This window comes from Alicyclobacillus dauci (genome assembly GCF_026651605.1).
Classification (GTDB): Bacteria; Bacillota; Bacilli; order Alicyclobacillales; family Alicyclobacillaceae; genus Alicyclobacillus; species Alicyclobacillus dauci.
The window spans coordinates 307,215-330,616 of sequence record NZ_CP104064.1; the positions used below are offsets into that span (position 1 = coordinate 307,215).

Below are 23,402 nucleotides of genomic sequence, written 5' to 3' on the forward strand. Positions count from 1 at the left end.
ACACAGGAATTCGACACAATGAAGAAAAACTCCTATTTGCTTACAATATGCGATGATCTACCAAGAGAAGTTGTAGCTTACGTTGTGTGTTCCAAATATTCTCTTGGATCGTGACGAGCAGCCGATGCACAGTTCCCACTTGCCATGCATTGACGTCGCCTCCACGGCCAAAGGCAAGTAATGTATGGCTGCGACTCTTATCACCTACCACTGTTATGCGTAGGTGTTCTTTGCGCGACCCGATTGTGTCTACCGCAACCACTCTTGCATAAGGGACGTACAAGATAGGTCCGGATTTCCCTGTCCAAATGGCTCTAATCGCTTGAGGCCATCTAATAAGCTTATTGTGAGCTGATGTAGGTTGATAGGGGCGTCTACGATATAGGATGCATCCGATGCTTCATCGTCCCACCACTCTTCACCCGCTGTCCAAAATGCATTACGCAATTTGCCTACGTGAGACAACGGCAAAGAAAAACCAGCTGCAGCACTATGCCCCCCAAACGCTCCGAAAATTCCATCCTTCGCTTGGACATCCGATAGCGCCCGATACAAATCGAACCCTTCGATGCTCCGAGCAGAGCCTTTAGCCGTGTCTCCATTACGCGCCAGGCACAAAGTTGGCTTATGAAAGCGTTCTGCAATGCGACCCGCAACGATTCCAATTAAGCCTTCGTTCCAATCGTCCCCTAATAGACAAAGCGCCTTCTGTTCTAGCCAGTGCGGGTTCTGTTCGATTTGTTCTAATGCCTCGTTTTCCATTCGATCTTGAATACTCTTGCGCCATCGATTGAGCGAATAGAGTTCCTACGCAATCTGGTAGGCTTCGTTCGGATCTTCGGTGAGGAAAAGCTCGACTGCGCGCCTAGACGTTTTCAAGCGGCCCATCGAGTTGATCATTAAATGTTCTAGTGTGATTCTGTCTCGAAGAGACAACTCGATCGTTATCGCCCGAAGTTCCACCATCTTTTCTTTTGTTGGTGCTGCTGTCCAATGGATACAGCAACCTCCTTTTTAACCGCTTTCAATTCATCACTGATGTATTGTTTCAAACCTTCAATTTCCGATTGCATTTCTGATTTGACGCTTGAACGGATTTCCTCATGGATTTCTTTACGCAATTCTTCCCTAGCTCGTGCCCAACATTGATGGCTGCCTTGTTCGATAATTTCACCCAAGTCATCGGTTTTTCTTATTGGTTCAAGGCTTGTTTCGTCTATGATTTCAATCGCCTGTTCGTCGATTTGCTCATCGAGAATTGTTTTGGCGACTGTTTTGACATTCCATCTATGTTCAAATCGCGTATCAGACTTAATAGAACTTATGATTCATTGTGCTGTAACAACTTCCAATTCAGTTTTTTCCGACATAACTAGTGATGCTCCTCTCCACTTTCATCCTTCTATTATGGTTATTAGAACCCGTACTGCTCTTGACGCAACGTTATGACCGACCGTGACAAGGCGCTCATGGAAGCAATACGCAACATGGAGGACATCAAACAAACGCAACAAAAGATCGCAGCTGAGAGCGAGAAACAACGCAACGCTAAACGTGGTGGATGGTGGCCATTCAGGAGAAGATGAAAACGGCGCCGATTTTACATTTCGTTAGATGATTGCTACAATAATTGTTGACATAACGCCGGATGGAGCAGTTGGCAGCTCGTCGGGCTCATAACGAATCTGTCGCAGGTTCAAGTCCTGCTCCCGCAACCAGACAACATAGCTCGGGCATCTCTTCTCTGAGATGCTTTTTATATTTTCATCTATATTTCAACTCGGACAATTATGGGAGTGAAACGATGAAGGTTTTTGTTATCAGCTATGAATTGAGTAAAGGTAAGACTCGTAAACACAATGACCGTGTCGTAGAAGCTATAAAGTACCAAGGGGAAGCTGTAGAAGTACAGCGTTGTGTATGGATTGTTAAATCAGTTTATACTCATGGTGTAATTCGTGATTCTATTCAGAAGGAACTTGGTTCCGAGGACAAATTGTTTGTCGGCATGCTCAGAGGATACTCAGCTGCAGGTCAATCATTTCCCGAAGAGGCTAAATCACTTATTTCATCGGTCTGGCATCCGAGCTCCAAGTAATCCCTGTGCCAGGCCACATGGGTAAATACTGTTCATAACAGGTGGCCATTTTATCGTTTTAAAAAGCCCGTGCAGAACGAATCCACACGGGCGTAACTGCATTTCTTAGCGTATAACGACTACGTTCGCTGCCTGCGGGCCTTTTGGTCCTTCAACGATGTCGAATTCCACGCGTTGGCCTTCGTCAAGTGATCTGAAACCATTGCTTTGTATAGCGCTGAAGTGTACGAATACGTCTTCTCCGCCTTCAACAGAAATGAATCCGAATCCCTTGTCACCGTTAAACCATTTCACTGTTCCTTGTTGCAAAAGAATTCCTCCATGATGCTACTACAGCACACTTCAATTTACCAAAAAAGCCGCTCCTTTGACCCAATGGCCAAAGAGAACGGCTCATGTATCAAAAAAACATGCATTCGGTATCCATGTCATCTTACCTCGAAATACAGACTGTGTCCATTTTTGAGGAGATTCACATAATTACCGCACCTAAAGGGTATTCACACAATACGTCTTATGGTTTAGTCTCAAGTGATGGTGTGTCGATCGATCAACTGAAAAATCGCCCACATACATGTGATATGGTATGTTGAGGAGATACTTGAACGGGTCGGGTTACAGCGCAAGTGGGACGGGACGACCTGTAATATTACCCAAACTAAGAATGGATAATGTCTTCAGGAACAGATGGCATGTCTCGCGAAAATGTGAGACATGCCATTTTCGTGGGAATTTACTACGAAATCTACTTGCGTATAAGGGGGCTTTAGTTCAAGACAGACGAAGTGACACTAATGAATGGTTATGTAGTTTGGTGCATAACTTTAGCGCTCGCGTCACGATACAATTGTTTTGTCATTCTCCGCGTTGTTGGTGTGTCGTTTTTCGCAGCATTAATGGAGCGTCATGATACATTGGTTTTGTAACTCCACAGCCACGCCGGCTTAACGGGATTTTCCGGTTTATTGATTGGTTGTAATAATGGCCGAATAAGGTGCTGAACCCGCGCTTAGAACGACGGTGCCGGTGCCCAGGTTAGGCCTACCCATTCGGCCGGGCTGGTGCCCGCGCAATTGAACTGCACTGGGATTCAAAGAAGATTAAGTCCCTCTCATTCCCTTGTAAGTCATTTAGCTAGGAAAAATCACGAAACAGGGGACCAACGTGCCTTTGTCGGGTGTTTTTCATCTCGGCATCCTCGCCAAAGTTCACCGTAGGGGAAGCCGAGTCCCTTCTGCAATCTCCTAATCATCGCTCACATACATAGACGACTATGGTTCTCTTAATCCCGTGTCACCGTGAGTTCAAGCTGATCCCGCTACAGTCCCGTCGCTTTGCCTCGGGCTACAATTTCGATCCGCTAGGCGAGAGTTCCCAAGAATGACGTTGCTTTAGCGATGTTGAGGTTTAAGAAATAATCTAAATCATTTAAGATATATCATTAGTAGTGAAAATAGGGATTTACAGTCATCAGAGGCCTGTTGCCACGGATGACAAACCAACGGTGACTGTCGATATTTCGATACTTGGCATGTAAAAAACATTCGGACCACCACACTTGGCATGTAAAAAACATTCGGACCACCACACGAGAGGATGTTCATCATGGATTTTGACGCCTTGCATTATCCGTTTGCGTCGCGTAGGAATTGCGTGTATGCCACACATGGTATGGTTGCGACGTCGCAGCCGCTCGCTGCACAGGCGGGGCTGCAGATTTTGCAGCGGGGTGGCAACGCAATCGATGCGGCTGTGGCCACGGCGGCGGTGTTGACGGTTGTGGAGCCAACGTCGAACGGGATCGGCAGCGATGCTTTTGCTATTGTTTGGCACAAAGGGAAGATGCACGGGCTCAACGGCAGCGGACGATCCCCAGCGGCCCTGACAATGGACGCCTTAAAGAGGCGGGGTTTGACGGAGCTGCCGGCGTTTGGCTGGTTACCCGTAACTGTCCCCGGGACACCGGCCGCATGGGCGGACTTGGTTGCGAAATTCGGGAAGCTGCCACTCAAATCTGTGCTGGAGCCGGCAATCGAGTATGCACGTCACGGGTTTCCTGTTTCGCCTGTTGCTGCGAAGTACTGGGCGTTTGCTGCGAAGCGGTTTGGGGCAACGCTGCACGGGCCGGAATTTGAAAATTGGTTCAACGTGTTCACGCGAGACGGAGCGGCACCGGCTGCTGGGGAAATGTTTCGGAGCCCAGCGCACGCGGATACGCTGGAGGCCATCGCTAATTCAAATGCGAGGGACTTTTATGAGGGAGACTTGGCGGGGCGGATCGACTCGTTCTCGCGTGAGACGGGGGGCCTCATTGGAAAAGGGGACCTCATGCAGCACGCGAGCGAATGGGTGGAGCCGCTGTCCGTGGATTACCGCGGCTACGACGTATGGGAGTTGCCGCCGAATGGGCAAGGCCTTGTGACGTTGCTCGCGCTGAATATTCTGCGGGGGTATGATTTGGGTTCGATGGGCGAGATCGAACGGGCGCATTTGCAGATTGAAGCGACTAAGTTGGCGTTTGAGGACGCGAGACGACACATTGCCGATCCCGACTTCATGCGCATCGACGTGGCGGAACTCCTCTCTGATGAACACACGAGGGCGCAGCGCAATCGGATTGGACAGTGTGCACTTCAGCCGTTGCCAGGTAAGCATGTGCGCGGGGGGACGGTGTATCTCGCAACGGCCGATGGCGAAGGCAATATGGTTTCCTATATTCAGAGCAACTATATGGGCTTCGGATCGGGGATTGTTGTGCCTGGAACGGGGATTGCACTGCAAAATCGCGGTCACAACTTCTCCATGGACCCGGACCACCCGAACGCGCTGGGGCCAAATAAACGGACTTACCACACGATTATCCCGGGCTTCTTGACGCAAGGCGGCAGAGCCGTCGGTCCCTTTGGCGTCATGGGCGGCTTTATGCAACCCCAAGGGCATACGCAAGTCGTGGTCAACACCCTCGATCTCGCCCTTAACCCACAAGCGGCACTGGACGCGCCGCGTTGGCGGTGGGAGCGAGATCGGGACATTGTCGTCGAGTCGTCTATGGATGCGCAGGTTGTGCAGGCTTTGGCGGATCGGGGACACAACATTGAAGTGACACACGACTCGGGGGGATTTGGTCGTGGTCAGATTATCTGGCGCGATGAAGCTGGGGTTCTTGTAGGTGGAACCGAACCGAGAACAGACGGCACCGTTGCTGCCTGGTAACGCAAAGTTATTCGAGAGGCGACAGAGATGCAGATGAACACATCAAACGAGTTACAGAACGAGCCGAATCCTTTGAGCACAGGGCGGGCATTGACGCAGCTGGTCATTGCCATGGTCCGCACAGGGGTTGTCGGTTACGGCGGCGGGCCCTCGATTATTCCCTTGGTGCGGCATGAAGCGGTGGTACGGTACAGGTGGATATCGGACGACGAATTTGCAGAGATTTTGGCGCTCGCCAACACACTTCCGGGGCCCATTGCGACGAAGATGGCCGCTTATTTGGGCTATCGATTGAAAGGTATGCTTGGTGCTGTCATCGGGATTCTCGCACACATTTTGCCAACGACGCTTGCTATGGTTCTGCTCCTCGGCATTTTGATGCGGCTGTCGGGTGAAAAGGCGGTCAAAGGGATGATCGCGGCTGTGAATCCGGTCATTGTCGCCATGCTCGCGGGCATGACGTATGACTTTGCCAGGAAATCGTATAAGGGACTTGGCAAGTGGATCGCGCTGCTTTGTGGGGTCGTTGCCTTCGTTCTCTTGGAGATAGTCCACGTGCCGACGGCCATCGTCGTTTTGCTCTACCTTGCGTATGGTGCGGGACACCTCTTCCTCGTCTCGTGGGTTCGTTCGCGAATGCGGAAAACGAAGGGGGACGCCTGACATGCTTGCCCTCTGGTGGAAACTGTTTTTAGGGTTTTTTATCGCCAACATTTTGGGCTACGGTGGTGGGCCGTCAACCATTCCGCTGATGCAGGCACAAATTGTGCACCACTACGGGTGGATGTCCAACGCGCAGTTTGCCAATCTGCTCGCCATTGCCAACGCACTGCCAGGCCCCATTGCCACGAAAATTGCCACAGCCCTAGGGTACCAGGTGGGGGGCGTCGTGGGTATCGTTGTCGCGATCATTGCCACGGTGGTGCCGTCCGCACTTTTGCTCATCGTGCTCTTGCGAGTGCTGAATCGTTTTCGCGATTCCCGCGTCGTCAAGGGGATGACTCGGCTGATTCAGCCAGCTATCACCATTTTGATGTTGCTTATGACGTGGGAGTTGTTTCACTCGTCAACCAGTCAACTCGGTATCTTTCAATCGCTTATCCTGGCCGTCATTGCGTTCCTACTGATCGAATGGCGGAAAGTACACCCCGCGTTCGTCATTATCGGGGCATTTGTATACGGTGGCCTGCTCGTCCCCCACATTCCCGCATTTTGACGCCGTGCCTTCGCCCTTCGTTTCATTGGTTCTCGGAATCAACGCATTCCTTTATTACAGTTAGCTATCGTGAATCAGCGCGCAGTCCCGTAAGGGGAATGCGCGTTTCTCGTTTTACTCCCACCATCGGCTTGTCCGATGCGTACGACTCGGTGGACAAGCACATATTTACAGTGATAGATGGTCGTTGTATACTGGCTTCGGACTGAGTGACTGAAATCGTATTTTGGTCAGAGGGGGTGAAGTGATGGATTTGAGCGATCGCGTCGTCGAAGCCGCTGCCACGTCCTTTAGACAGTTTGGCTACAAGGGAACGACGATGGACCAGGTGGCCCGCATCGCGAACGTTGGCAAAGGAACGATTTACACATTCTTCCCCAGTAAAGAGGCGTTGTTTGAGCACATTTTAAATTCGCTCATCGACGAGATGCGGCGGCTGGCCGAAGAAGCGATTCAGCCAGGTGATCCGTTCTTCGTCAACCTCGAACGCGCCATGCGGAAGGTCCTGCAGTTTCGCCAACAGCACGAACTGTTTGTGAAATTGGCACACGAGGTTCGGTATTTGGGAACGGCCGCTGTTGGTGAAGGTCTCGACAGAGTGGAACGCGCAATTGTGAGCTATTTGCGGCGTCACATTGAAGACGGAATCAAACATGGTGACGTGAAGGAATGCAACGCGGAACTGGTGGCGTTCATTCTCCTCAAAACATACACCGCGATGGTGAACGAGTGGGCGCTTCACCACACACCACTCACGGACGATGAACTCATGCGTATTTTTCACTTGGTATTCGCACAGGGTCTTGATCAATCTAAGCAAGGGGGTGGATCCGAATGAATCCATTTGCTACTGTCGGAAGAGAATTTCGTTTTAACTTTGGCGATCTGAAACGGGCCATTCCCATTTTCGCCATTTTCCTCATCCCGATTCTTTACGCGGGAACATTCCTCTGGGCCTTTTGGGATCCGTACGGCCATTTGGACCGGATGCCGGTGGCCGTGGTGAACGAGGACCAAGGAGCCTCCTTGAACGGACACCAAGTTCAGGCGGGGCAGCAACTGGAGGATCGTCTGCGGTCAGACAACAGCTTGGATTGGCACTTTGTCTCCCAGTCCGAAGCACAAAAAGGGCTTGCGGACAATCAATACTACATGGTCATTACAATCCCGAACGATTTCTCCAGTGAAGCTGCCAAAGCTGCGACAACCATCGGTGCACCGCAACCGCATTTGATGAGTGTGACGAACGACAGGCACAATTACATCTCAGGCATCATCGGCCGAAACGCGATGGAAAGTTTGCAAGAAAAGACGGCCCAAGAGTTGACGAAGACGTACACGACGAATCTCGTCAGCGGCCTTCAGCAAATGGAAACGGGCCTCAAGAGCGCCAAAACAGGCGCCGATCAGGTTGCGTCCGGAGCCAACTCGTTGACCGCGAACAGTGGCCAACTGGTGCAAGGGGCGCAAAAACTCGCGGAGGGATCGCAATCCATTGGGACAGCACTGCAGCAGGCGAACACGGGTGCCAACCAAGTTGCGAACGGCGCGAAGTCAGCGTATCAGGGCACACAACAACTTAAGGGTGGCCTGGATCAACTGACGACAGCAGCGACACAGCTCCAGCAGGGTTCCACGCAGTTACAAGGTGGTGCTTCCAAGCTCACGAGCGGCCTTCAGAGCGAGTCGGCAGGCGCCAAACAAACGGCTTCCGGGGCCTCGCAAGTTGCCGATGGGCTCGCAGCATACGCAAAGGCCCATCCGGAGCTTGCAAATGACCCGCAGTTCCAAGCGCTCGTGCAGAGCAGCGGGCAGGTGGCACAGGGATCGTCCCAGGTGGCAGCGGCCAGCAATCAACTGCTGCAAGGGGCAACCCAAGTCAATGACGGGGCCACGAAACTGAGCACGGGACTGAACCAGTTTGTACCCCAGCTCAGCAAGGTACGTGACGGTGCCGCAGCCATGACGTCCAAGGAACCCGCCCTTGTAACGGGCAGCCAACAGCTCGCACAGGGCCTTGCCCAACTGCAAAGCGGCGCGTCAACGCTACAATTTGGAGCAGGAACGCTGGCTACGGGTGTCACACAATACACGGCAGGCGCAAGTAAGCTCGCTGGCGGTGCATCCACTCTCGCGAATCATTTGAACAGCGCAACCAATAGCTTGCCCACTGTGAACAAGTCGCAACTGGTTTCGGCAAATTCCAATCCAGTTGGCGTCACTGAGCAAAAAACGGGCGGCATCAACAACTACGGCAACGGGTTTGCACCCTATTTCCTCTCACTTGGTCTCTTTGTGGGAGCCTTGCTGATGTCCATCGTGATCGCCTTCCGCGATCCGCCCGCCAAACCACAATCCGGCTTCGCCTGGTTCCTGTCGAAAACATTGCTCATCTCCATGGTCGGCCTCGTCCAAGCGCTCATCGCCGATGCGATTCTGCTGTTCGGACTAGGCGTGCACACGAACAGTATCGGGCATTTCATCTTGTTCTCGTGCCTGGCCAGTATGACCTTTGTTTCTATCGTGCAACTGTTCGTCACGACGATGGCCAACCCAGGCCGCTATCTGGCAGTCATTTTGCTCATTCTCCAGTTGACGACAAGCTCAGGAACGTACCCGGTCATTTTATCGCCGAGGTTCTTCCAATCGCTTAACCCGTATCTGCCCATGACATACTCTGTCGACGGCTTCCGGTACTTGGTCGGTGGCGGCGAGGTCAGCTTCATGAGCTCGGACATCTGGCACCTGTTTTTGTATTGGGGTGTCTTCATGGCGCTGACGATCGTCTACTTTCTCATTCGCTACCGGCTGGATTACGGTCGCAAGGATGCGCATGGTGCGCCGAGTCAGGCGGCATTACAGGCGTGAACATACGGAGGAGAGGCTGACCCTAGCGGGCAGCCTCTTTTTTGTGGCGTCGCGGAGGTCGCGGAGGTCGCGGCGTGGCCGGTGTGCGAGTCGGGCGACGGCCAACCCCGTGCATTCTTCGGGGAGGCGCCCCCGGAATTGGCCTATACATGAATCCGAAAACAATTAAGTCCCTGTCAGTCCCTTGTAAGTCATCTAGTTAGCCAGAATCGCGAAACAAGGAACCAGAATTCCGTTACCAGGTGGTTTCATCTCGGAAGTAGCATCAAAGTTCACGTGCAGGGGAATCTGAGTCCTTTATGCAATCGCCCCAGCATCTCTCACCTACATAGCGGACTACTGTTCTCTTAATCCGCACCGTCAACTTGAGCTCAAGTCACCGCGCCAGCCAGCCGCGTCCAGTCATCGACATTGCCTCGAGTTACACTAGGCAAGACACCGCCGCACAGGCCGCAGAGCCAAACCGTCGACCTACCGCAGCCGCCCTGGTCGCGTCGGCTGGCAGTCCACTGCCCGCGGCTGCCACATGGGGCCGGTGTGCGAGTCGGGCGACGGCCAACCCCGTGCATTCTTCGGGCAGGTGCCTCCGGAATTGGCCTGTACATGAATCCGAAAACAATTAAGTCCCTGTCAGTCCCTTGCAAGTCATCTAGTTAGCAAGAATCGCGAAACAAGGAACCAGAATTCCGTTACCAGGTGGTTTCATCTCGGAATTAGCATCAAAGTTCGCGTGCAGGGGAATCTGAGTCCTTTATGCAATCACCCCAGCGTCTCTCACCTGCATAGCGGACTACGGTTCTCTTAACCCGCGCGTCAACTTGAGCCTCAAGTCGCCCCGCCAGCCCCCACCGGCCCCACCGGCCCCACCGGCCCCCCATCCTTCCACGCCATATCAAACTCTAATCGTGGGCATATTGATAAGCGTATGTACGCCGTGGTACGATTGGAAAACTTTGAAGTGCAACCGGGGGCGAGGGTATGGCTGTATCTGAACAGGACTGGCGGGACGAGCAGACATATGTCGATCACGTTCGGGAACGCATCGCAGAGCGTATGGATGCGATGGAGGTCAAGGCGGGATCGACGAAGGAAGACGTTGTAGAAATTCGGCGTAACTTTTGGGACGAAGTTTCCGTCAACCTCACAAATCCGGATGACATTGCGGAGACGCATTTTGCCATTCGGCAGCAAGCGGAGGTGCTGGCGGATAAGGAGCGGCAGTATTCGACGGCAGCGAAAGTTGCCAAGACGCTGGCTCGTCTCGTGGAGAATCCCTTCTTTGGCCGTGTTGATTTTCGGGAGGATGGAGAATCAGAGACGGATACGGTGTATATCGGATTGGGATCGTTTCGGGATGAGGACACGGACGAATTCCTCATCTACGACTGGCGAGCACCGATTTCCAGCTTGTATTACGATCACTCTCCTGGACGCGTCTCCTTTCAGGCGCCAGGCGGGGAAATCACTGGCGAAATGGAAGTCAAGCGGCAGTACGTGATTCGTCAGGGACGGATCGAGTTGATGTTTGACGCAAACGTCACGATAGGCGACGAACTGTTGATGGAGGCGCTTGGGCGTCACTCGGATACGCAGATGCGCAGCATTGTGGCGACGATTCAGCAGGAGCAAAATGCGGTCATTCGGAACGATCACAGCCGTATGCTCATCGTCCAAGGTGCTGCCGGGAGCGGGAAGACATCGGCTGCGCTTCAGCGCGTGGCGTATTTGCTGTATAAACATCGGGGGACGCTCACGGCTCGCCAGATGGTTCTCTTTTCGCCAAACACCATGTTCAACAGTTACGTGGCATCGGTGCTGCCGGAACTTGGCGAGGAGAATTTGGAGCAAACGACCTTTCAAGAGTATCTGGAACGGCGTTTGAAACGGCATTTTCAAGTGGAAGACCCCTTTGATCAGCTCGAGTTCGTCCTCACCGAGGAGAACGCGACTCACTACCGAGCACGGGTCGAGGGAATACGGTACAAGTCATCCTACGCGTTTACACGGGTGATTCGGGCCTATTGTGAGTCGCTGCTCAACCGTGGCATGCGGTTTCGACCCATTTCCTTTCGAGGGAAGGTTATCGTCTCGCGGGAACAAATGCGCGAGCATTTTTACTCGTACGAACCGAACTTCCGCATGAATCACAGAATGGAATCCATGCGAAAGTGGCTGCTGGAGCAGTTGGTGGCGCTCGAGGATGCGGAGAAGGACGCGGATTGGGTGGAGGACGAAGTCGAACTGCTCGATCCCGATGACTACCGCAAAGCACATCAGCGAGTTAGCCGGATGAACGCACACCGGGATGAAGTCTTCAATGAACACGGACAGGAGCGGGAAATTCTCGGGCGGATGGTCGTTCATCGGAAACTGGCGAAAATTCGCAAACGAGTTCAGAAATTGCAGTTTATCGACATTCCAGGTTTGTATCGAACGATGCTGGAACACATCGAGGAATATGCAGCAGTGGATGATCGGGAAGCGTTGCCCGACAACTGGACGGACATTGCGAGGTACACGCTGGAGGCGATGGAACAAAAGCAGCTCCCGTATGAAGATGCGACACCGTATCTATATATGATGGAACTCGTCTTGGGCATGTCGGTCAACACGTCAATTCAGCACGTATTCATTGATGAGGCCCAAGATTATTCGCGACTTCAAATCGAGTTTATCCGGCACTTGTTCCCCCGTGCCCGAATGACGATTTTGGGCGATCTCAACCAGTCCGTCTACGTCCACGAGCCCGCGCTGGCCCGCGCTCATGACTTGGGTGACGTCTACGGTGAGGAACACACGGAGTTTATCCGCTTGTCGAGAAGCTATCGCTCGACATTTGAAATAGTCGAGTTTACGCGCAGAATGACGGCTTCGGACGGGGAAATCGTTCCCTTCGAACGACACGGTGAGCGCCCCAGGGTGATTCGGACGACTGATGCGGAACATAATCGGCGATTGGTGAATGAAGTTCGATCACTCCAGGATCAAGGTTATTCATCCATTGCCGTCATCTGTAAAACGGCTGCCGAAAGTGAAAAAGTTTATGCGGCCGTGAAGGACGACATCGAGAGTTCGCTCATCAGTAAGGAGACCACTCGGTTCATTCACGGGATCGTCGTCATTCCCGCGTATTTGGCAAAAGGTGTCGAGTTTGATGCGGTTGTTGTATATGACGGATCGCGCACAGTATATGCTCACGAACACGAGCGGCAGTTGTTTTATACGGCGTGTACGCGTGCGATGCACGAGTTGGTTATTTTGTCTGCGGACGAACCGAGTCACTTTATCGCGGACCAACCGAAAGACACTTACGTTCTAGAACACGAATCTGAAACCACGTGCTAGAATGAAATCAGTTTACTAGGTCTTGACCCGGGGAGTGTCGGCGCGATGTTCGATAGGGTTCTGGAAGGTACGTGGGTTCGACTCGAACCAATGACAGAGGAACACGTGGACGGGTTGTACGAGGCTGCGCAATCATCCGACATTTGGGCCTATATGCCGCGTACAATCACGACACGAGCGGACATGGTGTCACTTGTCAAAGATGCTTTGTCAGCTTACGCGGCGGGGGAAGAAGTTCCCTTTGTCGTCACGGACAAAGCGACGGATACAATCGTCGGGAGCACGCGGTTTCTGGACATTTCTGAACGAAACAGACAACTGGAAATTGGCTGGACGTGGCTCAACCCACGCGTCTGGCGTACCCCTGTGAACACAGAGTGCAAGTACCTTCTGCTCAAGGTATGCTTCGAGGATTTGAAACTGTTGCGCGTACAGATCAAAACGGATGCTCGCAACGTTCGATCCCAACGGGCCATTGAACGCATCGGCGGCGTTCGGGAAGGCGTCCTTCGCAAACATCGCATTTTGCATGACGGTTATGTTCGAGATTCCGTTTATTACAGTATTCTGGACGATGAATGGCCACAGGTGAAAGAACGGCTAGAGCGGTTGATGAACCGTCAACCCGTGACTGAATAGCGGGCATGACTGAGAGGACAGGGCAGGGCAGACTTAGACCTGCCGTTGTCCTCTTTGATTCATTCAAGACCAATTGTTCACCTGAATTTTAGCTTGCCTGTTCAGTCAGTCATTTCAGCATATACCGTGTCGAAGTAGGCGGCTTCATTGAAATCCAGATCAGTTAGCCCACCTGCATGCCACGAGGTCAGTCGCACCGTGACCATTTTGTAGTCGATGGAGATAAAAGGATGATGGTTTTTCTCTTCAGCGATTTCAGCTACTCGGTTGACGAAAGCAATGGCTGCCGGAAAAGAAGCAAACCGGTAGCGGCGGTGAATCAACTTCTCCTCTAGATTCCACTCTGGTAACTTCGAGAGTTTTTGCCTGATGACTTCATCATTTAGGCGTTCCACCGAAACATTCCACCTTTCGTTGATCCTATTTTACCCCGTGCGGATACAGTTGGATGTACAATAAAACGAACAGGGGAGGACGGTCTTGTGTTTCGTTTTATTCATTGTGCGGATATTCATTTAGACAGTCCCATGCGGGGCTTGCGCTTTACTGATGAGCACGCTGCCGATACCGTGCGGAATGCCACGAGGCGGGCCCTAGAGAACCTTGTGTCGGTGTGCTTGCGGGAGCATGTTGATTTTGTCGTGATCGCGGGCGATGTGTTTGACGGAGACTGGGAGGATTATTCGACAGGACTGTTTTTTAACCGGTGTATGCAGCAGTTGGGAGCGGCAAATATCCCTGTTTATCTGATTCGGGGGAATCACGATGCCGCGAGCGTCTTGACTCGGCACCTGACCCTGCCGGGGAATGTGACGCTGTTGTCCGAGGAGCATGCACAGACGGCCCGGATCGACGATTTACAAGTGGCCATCCATGGACAAAGCTTTGCGAAACGGGACGTGACCGAGAATTTGGTCGCGAGTTATCCAAGCGCTGTTCCAGGTTACTTTAACATTGGACTGCTTCACACCGGCTTGGCAGGTCGAGAGGGGCACGCGCGTTATGCACCTTGTCAATTGGACGACTTGCTCGCGCTACGCTACGACTACTGGGCCCTCGGACACATCCACCAACCGGAACTTGTCAACGAGGATCCGCCTGTTCTCTACGCCGGCAATATTCAAGGTCGTCACATTCGGGAAAGTGGCGAACGGGGATGTGTCCTCGTCACCGTAGATGGGCGGGAAGTCACGACCAAACGCATTCCGCTCGACGTTGTACGCTGGTTTGAAGTGGTCTGCGATATCTCGGCGTGCATAGATGAAGCCGACGCACTGGGGGTATTGCGCGAGACCGTGAGCAGCGTTGCTGAAGACAATCCCGGCTTGCCCCTCTGCTTGCGCATTCGTTTGACAGGTGTGGGAGCGAGACACACATACATCCATCGGGACGTAACGCGAATGACACACGAGATAGTTAACGTTGCGGGATGGGCTGCAACGCAGACAGTCTACGTTGAAAAAGTCATCTTTGAGCGCACCAGTGCAACCGATCCGCTCGCGTCACCCGTCGACATGGCATCCATGGACGCCCTCCTTCGCGCCTTGACTGATTCAGCAAATCAGCCCCATGTTGCGGATACGCTTAAAGACACACTCACCACCTGGCAACGAAGCCTCGCCACGCGGATGCAAACAGAAGATGCGCCGCAACCTGTGACGGATGAACAGGTTGCCGAAGCAATCCGAAATGCAATGGAAGAAGTGACCGCTCGGCTACAGGAAGGAGGCCGTTCCTCGAATGGAAATTCGTGATGTGCATCTCGCGTCCATCGCACATTTCGACGAAGTACAACTAGACCTCGGCCCCGGCTTGCACATATTGTACGGGCCAAACGAAACAGGGAAGAGTACGCTCTTAGTGGCGCTCATCGACTTGCTCTTTGGCGGGCTTCCATCTCGCCGAGAGTGGTACGAAACGGGTTCGCGAATGCGCGCACAGATCATACGCGGTGAGACAGCATACGAATTGCGCAGACGTCGCCACCGGGCCCAATTGGTGCAAACTGACGCCGACGACAAGCCGGTCGATGATCAGTTTGTGCTGGAGTGGTTGCGGGTGGAGCGGGATCGATATATGCAGATGTACGGGTTCGATCACGACCGTCTCCGCTCCGGCGGCCAAAGTCTTCTGGCAGCGGAAGGCGATGTTGGCATTTCCTTGTTCGAGGCCGGCAGCGGGATTTCGTTCGTCAAACGGCTAATGGAAGGATACCGAACACGCCTCAACGAGTTGTACAGCCCGGCGATGCGGAACAATTCCACGGCTGTGCTCAACCGGTCGTTGCGCACATATCAAGAAGCGAAAACAAGCGGCCGAAATGAAATGTTGCGCCCGACGGAGTGGTTGAGTGCCGAGACCGCTGTGCGGGAGACTGAGTCAGAAGTGGCAAAGCTTCAAGATGCCCTTGAAGAGACGCAGCGACAACTCACCAAGGCACAACGGGTGGTACGCAACCTGCCTTTGATTCAAGCGCGCAAACAAGTCACTTTGCAATTGGATTCACTTTCTCATGTCACAGTGCTGACGGAGAAGCAGGAGGACGAGTTGGTTCAATCCCTGCAAGAGCGGCGGAGATTGCATAGCGAGCTAGCTCAAGAAGAAGATGTCCTCACTGGGGAACAGGACAAGCTCAAGCGCATGCACGTGGATGAGGAGATTCTGCGCCACGCCGGGGAGGTGGAGTCGCTCCGCGACGAATTTGGCATGTTTCGGACAGCACGGGAAGAAGTCGCTGCGTTGCAAGAGGAATTGCAACGTCTTGAGATGGACATTGCCAAGCAACAGGAAACTTTGCTTCCACCGTCGCTTATACGTGAGGCCGGCCAAAAGCTCGTGAGAATCACGCACGACCAAAGAGAAGGACTCATGGTCTTAAGCCAGCAACTGCGTGATATGGGTCAAGCGAAATCGCTCACTGTACGGGACTTAGCCCAGGTGGAGGCGGACCTTGAGGAGCGGCGATCGCGTTTGTCGGAGGGCGAAGACGTTCCGGATATTTCTGCCGTGCGGGAGAGGATTCAGAGTTGGAGAAGCCAAGGGATTTCTTCTGCTCGGGCCGACGCACTCCGCCAAAAGTGCTTGATGAGAAAGCGTGACATTGAGGAGACCTATGGTGGACAGTCCATGTGGGGTGGGCCACTTGAAGAAATTTTATCGCTTCGTCTTCCTCTCTCGGAGAGCATTCAACGATATGTGGACAGGACGCACGAACTCACACTGCGAGTGAAGGAGTGTGAGCGTGAACTCACGCAGATCGAGGCAGAGTTGGAACGTTGTGAGCGGGCGTATGAAACACTTGAGGCCTCCGGGAACGTGCCCGACGAACAAGAACTGGCCAAGTCGCGACGTCATCGTGATGAGGGATGGAATTTAGTGCGACACCGACTCGGCAACCCAACTGTGGTAACGCTAGAGGCTGCCGCTTATGCAGCAGAAGCGGGGACACTTGAGGATGCCTACGAGCTCGCCGTCGAGGAAGCGGATGAACTGGCGGATCGATTGCGGCGTGAGGCGGATCGAGTGGCGACGAAGGCCGAACTGGTTGTCCAAATTGGGCGTGCCAAAGCGAGCCGAGAGCGCATAGGTGAAACACTAAAGGTCCTTCAGTCGGAGCAACAGACGCTAAGTGATCACTGGCAGCGGGAATGGCAACATTCGGGCATCGAGCCAAAGACACCGGATGAAATGCAAGCGTGGGTCCAACAATGGGTGCAACCTGTACGCCGAGCACTGCTGGAAGTGCGTGACATGGAAAATGAGTGGCAGGCAGCACAGGCGCTTGTTGAGGAGGCCGACGCAGCACTCTCCAACTGGGCCGATTTGGTTCAGCTAAAGATCCCTGCGAAACTGAAAACATTCGATGAGCGGTTGGCGTTTGTAGAGATGAGCGTGACGCAGTTCGAGAAGGAAAGATTGGAACGACGTACAATAATCGACGCCATAGCGGAAGCAGAGCGCAAGCAAAAGCGTCTCTCCAGCCAACTGTCGCGCGAGGAATTGGCGCTCCAATCGCTTCACAAAGACTATGAAGCGCTGCGAGAAACAATTGACCACTTGCCCGCATCATTGGCTGCCGTTCCATCCTATTTGGATGCATATGACGCTTTGTGTGACGCCATGGATGAAGTTGGACGAAAAGGACAGACGGTAGGAAGGAAACGATCCTTCATTCAGCAGTTTGAGGAAAAGGTTCAGCGGGTTGCAAAGGCTGTAGGAACGGGTACGGACGGGGAAAGTGAATATGCCGGGGAAGACGACGTGATGGCACTCTACAGTGACTTACAGGCACGCTTCGTCCGTGCAGTTGAAGTGCGACAGGCCTTTTTGCAGCAGCAGCGGATCACCGAGGAACAGCAGAAGCGTGTGGCAAAGATGAAGCAGACAATACAACAGGTTGAGGCGTTTGTGGAGCACTGGATGAACGAGTTGCAGGTGACGGATGAATCGGCTCTGCTCAGTCAGATCCATCAGTCCCGGGAACGCAGAACACTTGTGAGTGAGCTTCAGCAGATTGAGCAGACACTGTTGTCGACAGGGGATGGATTCAACCTTTCGCAGCTCCTTCGTGAAGCGAGCGAAGAGCAGGACATCGATGGACTCCCCGCAAAGGTGGAGCAGTTGACGGGGAGGGTTCGGGAGATCGAAGGGTTTCTGCGTGATCGTCACGTCAAACTGGGTGAGCAGAAGCAGGTTCTTGCACAAATGGATGGCTCCCAGACGCAGGCTGCAGAGGCAGCACAGCATGCGGCCATTGCGGCGGACGAAGTACAAGCGGCATGGGAAGAGGTTGTTCGCTTGCAAGCGAGCTTGACACTGCTGGAGGAGACGATGAATGTCTATCGGGATCGGAATCAGAATGGAATGATACAATCGGCGGGGGAGCTGTTTCGACGGATGACCGTGGAACGGTACACCGGTATCGATCTCGACGACGACCCCAGCGCTCCCCGTCTCCTTGCCGTCCATCACGACGGGGGCCGGCGTACCTTTGCCGAACTCAGTGACGGAACCATTGACCAACTCCACTTCTCCCTGCGCCTTGCCTTTCTGTTGGCTCAGGCGCGCGAGGGCGACAGTTTGCCACTCATGATGGATGACGTCTTCGTTCATTTTGATGATGACCGAACGCAGAGTGCACTTAAAATCTTGGACGAGTTGGCCGAGGACATGCAGATCCTGTACTTCACACACCATCGGCATCTCGTGGAGCGGGTCTTGCCACAGGCGGAGACTCGCCATGCGAAAGTGCACGACTTAGAACAGCTGATTCGATATCGTTAGGGGGAGCAAGATGTTTGTATATCTTCTACGTCACGGGCAAACGGTCTACAACGCGGACGGGGAACGCTTTTGTGGTTCTTCGGATGTGGGGTTGACGGCGCTTGGCTGGCAGCAGGCCCGGAAAACGGCCACTCTTCTGCGCGATGTCCGTTTGGAGAAGATCATATACTCTGGCCTGCGGAGATCGCGTGAAACGGCAAGGGCTATCCTGGAAGTTCAGAACCATTTGACCGAGAGGGACCTTCAGATAGAACCGGCTTTTCGCGAGGTTGGCTTTGGTGAGTGGGAGGGTTTAACCCGCGTTGAAGTGGCAAAAGCCTTTCCAGAGCTCTACCCCGAGTGGCTGGTCGATCCCGTGCGTACCCACATACCCGGCGGTGAAAGCCTACGCGAGCGTCACGCAGAAGTGCTCACGGCTTTCCACGCGGTCACCGCGCAGGGAACGGACGGAGATATCGCCATTGTGGCACACAATACCATTAACCGTTTGCTCTTGGTTGGGTTGTTTGGCGGCGATGCCGGGCGATATCGGAAACTGGTTCAGCGCAACGCTTGTCTGAATGTGATTGAGCGGACCGATCTCGGTGACATCCGCGTACACGCAATCAATATGCTTCCATTACAAACTTGAATCCGCTAAATGGATGACTTCACTAATGAGATACTTGCCGCGTGATAATTCGTCTCGCATGATCGAGACGTACCGTTCTGCTTGTTCGAGGCTGCAGCATTCGGCTTGAAATGCTACAAGGTTGAGTTCAACCTGGTGGATTAATTCGAGGAACGAGGACAGGTCACGCGCGATTGTTTGCCCTAACTCGACAATGTCTTGTTCACTGGGTTTCCCGTGGTCCAAACGTGCACGATCCACAAGTGCATCCAGTTGTTGCAACGCCTCTTTGCTTATCCGCATGATACTTTTTCCCGATACCGACGCCTCGGTAAGGTATTGCTGAATGAGAGCAGAAAGGCCTAAATGACATGGAGGAAAATTTCCCACCAAGTCACTTAGGCCTAACACGTCAAGCAACGTTGTTCAGTCGAGCTATGGAGCCACCTGTTCGCCATGACCACCGTTTTTCGGGGGCTGCAACATCATGACGATGACGCTTTTGTCTTGGTCGAAGTTCCAATCAACGAAGCAATCCTGTATCTTGCGACCGACGGCCTTTTCAAATTCACCATTATTGTGAAGAAAACTCTTTTCTAAGTTCGCTTTTACGGCTTTCAACATAGAACCGTGGCCCAGACGAATGAGTTCTTTCTCAATTCGTACAAGGATTCCATCGCGTACGACAACAACCATCCGATCCGCCACCTCGAATGAATAGGTCGAATCGGGAAGTTTTTCAGCCAATTCGCTAATTTTTAGAATCTCACGGTGAACGCTCGAGCGTCCCTCATAGTCCTCCGTAACGCTGTCGCTGTCAGTAAACCGCTCGGATGACACACCAAAAATAATAGCGGATCGATTGTGAAAATTCCAGTCATAGTAGAGTTCATTTAACTTTGTTTTGGTGATTTGTTCGACGTGTGATCGGATTTCACCGAGCAGTTTGTTCATCAACTGTTCCCGGAGCTTCCAAATCATCATCGCTTGACCTTCCTCAAGCAAAATCTTTTCCATTGGCGACAGAAAATTGCGGATGTACGCACTGATACAAGTGTCCCCTATGGTTACGTATACAGACTCGGGGCCTTTACCGAAATTATCACGCAGCAGCTTTCCAATGTAACCGGCAATCTCTTGCCGCACCTGGACCCCCGTGTTCTCCATGTGGCACACTCCTGATTGACCCTTTTGTGTTTTCCTCAGTAGTTTGTCCGAACATAGGTTGGGCATGTATAGCACGTGTGCCGACGACAGAAAGTGCGAGGGGTATGGTAGAATATCTAGAGTAGAAATCGGTTATCGAGCCATGTACGAGGTAATGACCTTCGCCGCGACATACCTGTAGGCGAGATAGAGAAAGGAACATAGGAATGGCTGAGCGTGTCGCTTTGGGTATAGATATTGGGGGTACGAACGTAAAAGTAGCATTTGTCAAACACGATGGACAGGTGATAGCACAGGAGTCTATCCCGACCGCTCCCGAGCGTGGTCCAGAACGGTTTGTTTCTTCTGTTGCTGAAACGGTCAGACAACTGGCGAGTGACAACCATATTGATTGGGACAACGACGTCTTAGGTGTGGGCGTCGGGATCGCTGGATTTTTAGATTATAAACGAGGATTTGTGGAAGAATCGGTTAACTTGCATTGGTTTGACGTTCCCATGGCAGAGATGTTTGAGAGAGCTTTAGGCAAGCCGGTCCGACTGGACAACGATGCAAACGTCGCGGCTCTCGGTGAAGTCTGGTTGGGAGCTGGCCGGTCCGCAACAACAGCCTTATGTGTCACGTTGGGAACAGGTGTCGGCGGAGGTATCGTGATCGACGGGCACATTCATCGCGGCGCTTCGACAATGGCAGGCGAAATCGGCCACATTCAAGTGAAAAACGACGGTGAATTATGTAACTGTGGGCATTACGGCTGCTTAGAAACGTTGTCGTCAGCAACTGCCCTAGTTCGCAATGGCTTGGCAGCCGGGCTTGCAGGTGAGGATGGAGAATTGACGGCTAAAGGCATTTTCGATCTCGCCTCCACCGGCAACGCAACCGCACAACGCGTCATCGAGGATATGATTCACTGGCTTGCTCTGGGATTGTCCACTGGAGCGAATTTACTCAATCCCGACATCATCGTCATTGCGGGCGGCGTCGTGAACGCGGGAAACGCGTTAATTGAGCCCCTGAGGGAAGCATTCAGCAAGGCAGCGCTGCAACGAGTTGCACGTGCTTGCACAGTTGTACCCGCCACCCTGGGTTCGCAAGCGGGGGTCCTCGGTGCCGCTCGACTTGTATTGCAAGTAGCGGAAACGGCATAACCAGTAGAGAACAGCCACAGAAACTGGCGGGCAGAAAGCCCGCCAACTACTATCTCGTCGTTGGCATGTCTGTCATTGGACAAACTGTTTGACGCGTTGGTAAACATCTTCTGGAGACAAGCCCTCTGCCGAAATGACCGGAACATTGTTTACAACCGTTTGAATGCCCATCAAATTTTTGTCAGCGCCTGTGATGACGACGGCGCAAACGCCAGATTGCCCTTGACGGTCAGACCGCATGTCGACGACTTGGCATCCTTGTTGTTCCAAGTATTGTTTAACAGGGGTCAGCCCTTCTTCAACTGCAACTGACTTCATAGTCATCGCCTCCAGGGATAAAGTGTGAGCTTCCACGGATATTGTTTGTCGTCTCGTCACGAATATGCGAAAACGCGATTTGAAGGAGCGTCCCCCACAAGATAAGCTGTAAGAAGACGTTATAAGGAGGCATACATATGCTGGCATTTCACATGATTTATGGCGTATTGCTGATCCTGTTGGTTTTGCTGGTGACCATTTGGGAAATAGCACGTCCATCCGGAGCGCCAAGAGGATTGCGCGGTGCGACCATAGGTTTGATGGACTTACAAATCCTCATTGGTATTATCACGTGGATCGTAAAGAAACCGTCGTGGAGTTTTGTCGCTCATCCAGTTTTCATGATTGTTGCTATCATTATTGCCCATATTTTCACGAGCACAAGAAGAAGCAGAAGGTCCCGCGTGACTGGTTGGATTGTTGCATTTGTCTTACTCGTACTCGGAGCCGCTTTGTTCCACGGGTAAGCGGGTTGCCGGTATCTGGTTTTGCGGTTTATGGTTTCGGTGGTAATTGATGTGTTTTTCACAGTTACGGATAGTTACGGATTCGGAGTCGTTCGGGAAGGTGTTAGCATACGGCCCGAACGGCTTCGTTTTACTTTCTACGGCTTTCCATGTCGTTGAGGCAGCGACGCTTGCCTACGCTGCAGCCATGTCCTTGGATATGACACATAACGTCGCGCCCTTGCGGAGAAGCTAGCTCGCAAGGAGGGGACGCCCGTGAGTAACCGTGAAGAACATCACGACACCTTGTCATCATTAGGCTTTTCCTTTAAACAAGACGATCTCCCCATTATCAACAAATATCATGGGCACTGGAAAGTGATGGGGGATGACACACCAGCAGAGAACCTATGGGTTGTCACGACGGATGGCAAGGGACACCCGGTAAAAGGCCATCCCAGCCCCCAAGAAATCATAGACTGGGCCGACGATCAAGGCTGGCTTCCCGCGTACGTCGCACCTTACGGCCGATACGTTGAGGGCGAATTGGATGCGATTCACTTACACGATTGGATTGTTCAGGGCCGCCGTGAAATGGACAACCAACACAGGCATGACTAAAAGGGGAAAGAGCTTGCGTAACTAGAAACACTCTCCAACGACAAAATGCACTCTACCTAGTAGACTATCCTTAAGAAAAGTCGACGTATCGGCCCCTAAGGAGCACTGTTTGAATGGTAGAGATGTTGCAAGTTCAAATTAAACATCCTGGCATTGCTTTGACAAAGACGGAGCAGCGGCTCATCGAATGTCTTGTGATGCGCATTTGTGTCCATCATTTATATCGTCGTGTCGCTAAGCCGTTTCGCATTCGTCCAGCACGAGTTGATTCCATTCATTTGGTTGTCAATCAGGACGTGATTGTCGAAGAAGGACTAACCGAAGAAGAAGCCCACGTCATCATGCGGGACTTGGAAAACGATATCCGCCACACTCTGGACCTGTGCGAGCTCTCCACGGAAGAGGTCGTCCTTACAGCCAAAGCGTAGGC

Annotated in this window: 23 protein-coding genes; 15 read left to right on the forward strand and 8 right to left on the reverse strand. The window is 52.7% G+C overall.

Annotated elements, in window-relative coordinates:
* Positions 1-40: 40 nt before the first annotated feature.
* The 3 genes from NZD86_RS24630 to NZD86_RS01530 form a co-directional block, all read right to left on the reverse strand.
* On the reverse strand, positions 41-262 hold the full coding sequence (locus NZD86_RS24630) for a hypothetical protein (RefSeq protein ID WP_407655198.1): 222 nt from the start codon (positions 260-262) through the stop codon (positions 41-43).
* Positions 250-762 carry a DHHA1 domain-containing protein gene (locus tag NZD86_RS01525; RefSeq protein WP_456057548.1) on the reverse strand — a complete coding sequence of 171 codons (513 nt, stop codon included), beginning with the start codon at positions 760-762 and terminating at the stop codon, positions 250-252. Before NZD86_RS01525 ends, NZD86_RS24630 begins: the two co-directional genes overlap by 13 nt.
* Before the next feature lie 182 nt (positions 763-944).
* Positions 945-1,178: a hypothetical protein gene (locus NZD86_RS01530; RefSeq protein ID WP_268044728.1), complete on the reverse strand. Its 234-nt coding sequence runs from the start codon at positions 1,176-1,178 to the stop codon at positions 945-947.
* Between the two features lie 626 nt (positions 1,179-1,804).
* On the opposite strand from NZD86_RS01530, the gene NZD86_RS01535 reads away from it, so the two are divergent.
* The gene (locus NZD86_RS01535) at positions 1,805-2,098 is read left to right on the forward strand and encodes a hypothetical protein (RefSeq protein ID WP_268044730.1); all 294 of its coding nucleotides are present in this window, start codon (positions 1,805-1,807) and stop codon (positions 2,096-2,098) included.
* A gap of 105 nt (positions 2,099-2,203) precedes the next feature.
* Here NZD86_RS01535 and NZD86_RS01540 read toward each other — a convergent pair whose 3' ends face one another.
* Positions 2,204-2,407 carry a cold-shock protein gene (locus NZD86_RS01540; protein ID WP_268044731.1) on the reverse strand — a complete coding sequence of 68 codons (204 nt, stop codon included), beginning with the start codon at positions 2,405-2,407 and terminating at the stop codon, positions 2,204-2,206.
* Positions 2,408-3,703: 1,296 nt separating this feature from the next.
* On the opposite strand from NZD86_RS01540, the gene NZD86_RS01545 reads away from it, so the two are divergent.
* The 7 genes from NZD86_RS01545 to NZD86_RS01575 all read left to right on the forward strand — a co-directional run bounded on the left by NZD86_RS01545 (position 3,704) and on the right by NZD86_RS01575 (position 13,379).
* On the forward strand, positions 3,704-5,311 hold the full coding sequence (locus NZD86_RS01545; RefSeq protein ID WP_268044733.1) for a gamma-glutamyltransferase family protein: 1,608 nt from the start codon (positions 3,704-3,706) through the stop codon (positions 5,309-5,311).
* A gap of 27 nt (positions 5,312-5,338) precedes the next feature.
* Entirely contained in the window at positions 5,339-5,974 is a 636-nt protein-coding gene (locus NZD86_RS01550) for a chromate efflux transporter ChrB (protein ID WP_407655199.1), read from the forward strand.
* A gap of 1 nt (position 5,975) precedes the next feature.
* Positions 5,976-6,527: a chromate efflux transporter ChrA gene (locus NZD86_RS01555; RefSeq protein WP_268044736.1), complete on the forward strand. Its 552-nt coding sequence runs from the start codon at positions 5,976-5,978 to the stop codon at positions 6,525-6,527.
* A gap of 247 nt (positions 6,528-6,774) precedes the next feature.
* Complete coding sequence (locus tag NZD86_RS01560; RefSeq protein ID WP_268044737.1) at positions 6,775-7,365, forward strand: TetR/AcrR family transcriptional regulator; 591 nt, start codon at positions 6,775-6,777, stop codon at positions 7,363-7,365.
* Positions 7,362-9,395: a YhgE/Pip family protein gene (locus NZD86_RS01565; RefSeq protein ID WP_268044738.1), complete on the forward strand. Its 2,034-nt coding sequence runs from the start codon at positions 7,362-7,364 to the stop codon at positions 9,393-9,395. The genes NZD86_RS01560 and NZD86_RS01565 overlap by 4 nt, the downstream gene beginning before the upstream one ends.
* 978 nt (positions 9,396-10,373) lie before the next feature.
* Positions 10,374-12,740, forward strand: a complete 2,367-nt coding sequence (gene helD, locus NZD86_RS01570; protein WP_268044739.1) for an RNA polymerase recycling motor HelD — start codon at positions 10,374-10,376, stop codon at positions 12,738-12,740.
* Between the two features lie 45 nt (positions 12,741-12,785).
* Entirely contained in the window at positions 12,786-13,379 is a 594-nt protein-coding gene (locus NZD86_RS01575) for a GNAT family N-acetyltransferase (protein WP_268044740.1), read from the forward strand.
* Positions 13,380-13,480: 101 nt separating this feature from the next.
* Here NZD86_RS01575 and NZD86_RS01580 read toward each other — a convergent pair whose 3' ends face one another.
* Entirely contained in the window at positions 13,481-13,774 is a 294-nt protein-coding gene (locus NZD86_RS01580) for a 4a-hydroxytetrahydrobiopterin dehydratase (RefSeq protein WP_268044741.1), read from the reverse strand.
* 87 nt (positions 13,775-13,861) lie between these two features.
* On the opposite strand from NZD86_RS01580, the gene NZD86_RS01585 reads away from it, so the two are divergent.
* Genes NZD86_RS01585 through NZD86_RS01595 form a run of 3 tightly spaced genes read left to right on the forward strand, consistent with a single transcriptional unit; the run spans position 13,862 to position 19,293 of the window.
* Positions 13,862-15,133 (forward strand): metallophosphoesterase family protein, encoded by a 1,272-nt coding sequence (locus tag NZD86_RS01585; RefSeq protein WP_268044742.1) that lies wholly within the window; start codon positions 13,862-13,864, stop codon positions 15,131-15,133.
* The gene (locus NZD86_RS01590) at positions 15,120-18,662 is read left to right on the forward strand and encodes an AAA family ATPase (RefSeq protein ID WP_268044743.1); all 3,543 of its coding nucleotides are present in this window, start codon (positions 15,120-15,122) and stop codon (positions 18,660-18,662) included. The genes NZD86_RS01585 and NZD86_RS01590 overlap by 14 nt, the downstream gene beginning before the upstream one ends.
* A 10-nt stretch (positions 18,663-18,672) precedes the next feature.
* On the forward strand, positions 18,673-19,293 hold the full coding sequence (locus NZD86_RS01595) for a histidine phosphatase family protein (RefSeq protein ID WP_268044744.1): 621 nt from the start codon (positions 18,673-18,675) through the stop codon (positions 19,291-19,293).
* Here the strand turns inward: NZD86_RS01595 and NZD86_RS01600 are convergent.
* On the reverse strand, positions 19,282-19,575 hold the full coding sequence (locus NZD86_RS01600; protein ID WP_268044745.1) for a hypothetical protein: 294 nt from the start codon (positions 19,573-19,575) through the stop codon (positions 19,282-19,284). The two genes, NZD86_RS01595 and NZD86_RS01600, sit on opposite strands and share 12 nt — an antisense overlap.
* Positions 19,576-19,707: 132 nt before the next feature.
* Positions 19,708-20,439 (reverse strand): Na-translocating system protein MpsC family protein, encoded by a 732-nt coding sequence (locus tag NZD86_RS01605; RefSeq protein WP_268044746.1) that lies wholly within the window; start codon positions 20,437-20,439, stop codon positions 19,708-19,710.
* Between the two features lie 206 nt (positions 20,440-20,645).
* Between NZD86_RS01605 and NZD86_RS01610 the strand changes: the two genes are divergently transcribed.
* Positions 20,646-21,587, forward strand: a complete 942-nt coding sequence (locus NZD86_RS01610) for an ROK family protein (protein WP_268044747.1) — start codon at positions 20,646-20,648, stop codon at positions 21,585-21,587.
* Between the two features lie 72 nt (positions 21,588-21,659).
* Here the strand turns inward: NZD86_RS01610 and NZD86_RS01615 are convergent, their stop codons facing one another.
* Entirely contained in the window at positions 21,660-21,905 is a 246-nt protein-coding gene (locus NZD86_RS01615; RefSeq protein WP_268044748.1) for a YkuS family protein, read from the reverse strand.
* A 137-nt stretch (positions 21,906-22,042) separates the two neighbouring features.
* On the opposite strand from NZD86_RS01615, the gene NZD86_RS01620 reads away from it, so the two are divergent.
* The 3 genes from NZD86_RS01620 to NZD86_RS01630 all read left to right on the forward strand — a co-directional run bounded on the left by NZD86_RS01620 (position 22,043) and on the right by NZD86_RS01630 (position 23,400).
* Positions 22,043-22,372, forward strand: coding sequence for a hypothetical protein (locus tag NZD86_RS01620; protein ID WP_268044749.1), 330 nt, complete (start codon positions 22,043-22,045; stop codon positions 22,370-22,372).
* A 255-nt stretch (positions 22,373-22,627) separates the two neighbouring features.
* The gene (locus NZD86_RS01625) at positions 22,628-22,972 is read left to right on the forward strand and encodes a hypothetical protein (RefSeq protein WP_268044750.1); all 345 of its coding nucleotides are present in this window, start codon (positions 22,628-22,630) and stop codon (positions 22,970-22,972) included.
* 113 nt (positions 22,973-23,085) lie between these two features.
* Positions 23,086-23,400, forward strand: a complete 315-nt coding sequence (locus NZD86_RS01630; RefSeq protein ID WP_268044751.1) for a hypothetical protein — start codon at positions 23,086-23,088, stop codon at positions 23,398-23,400.
* Positions 23,401-23,402 lie beyond the last annotated feature (2 nt).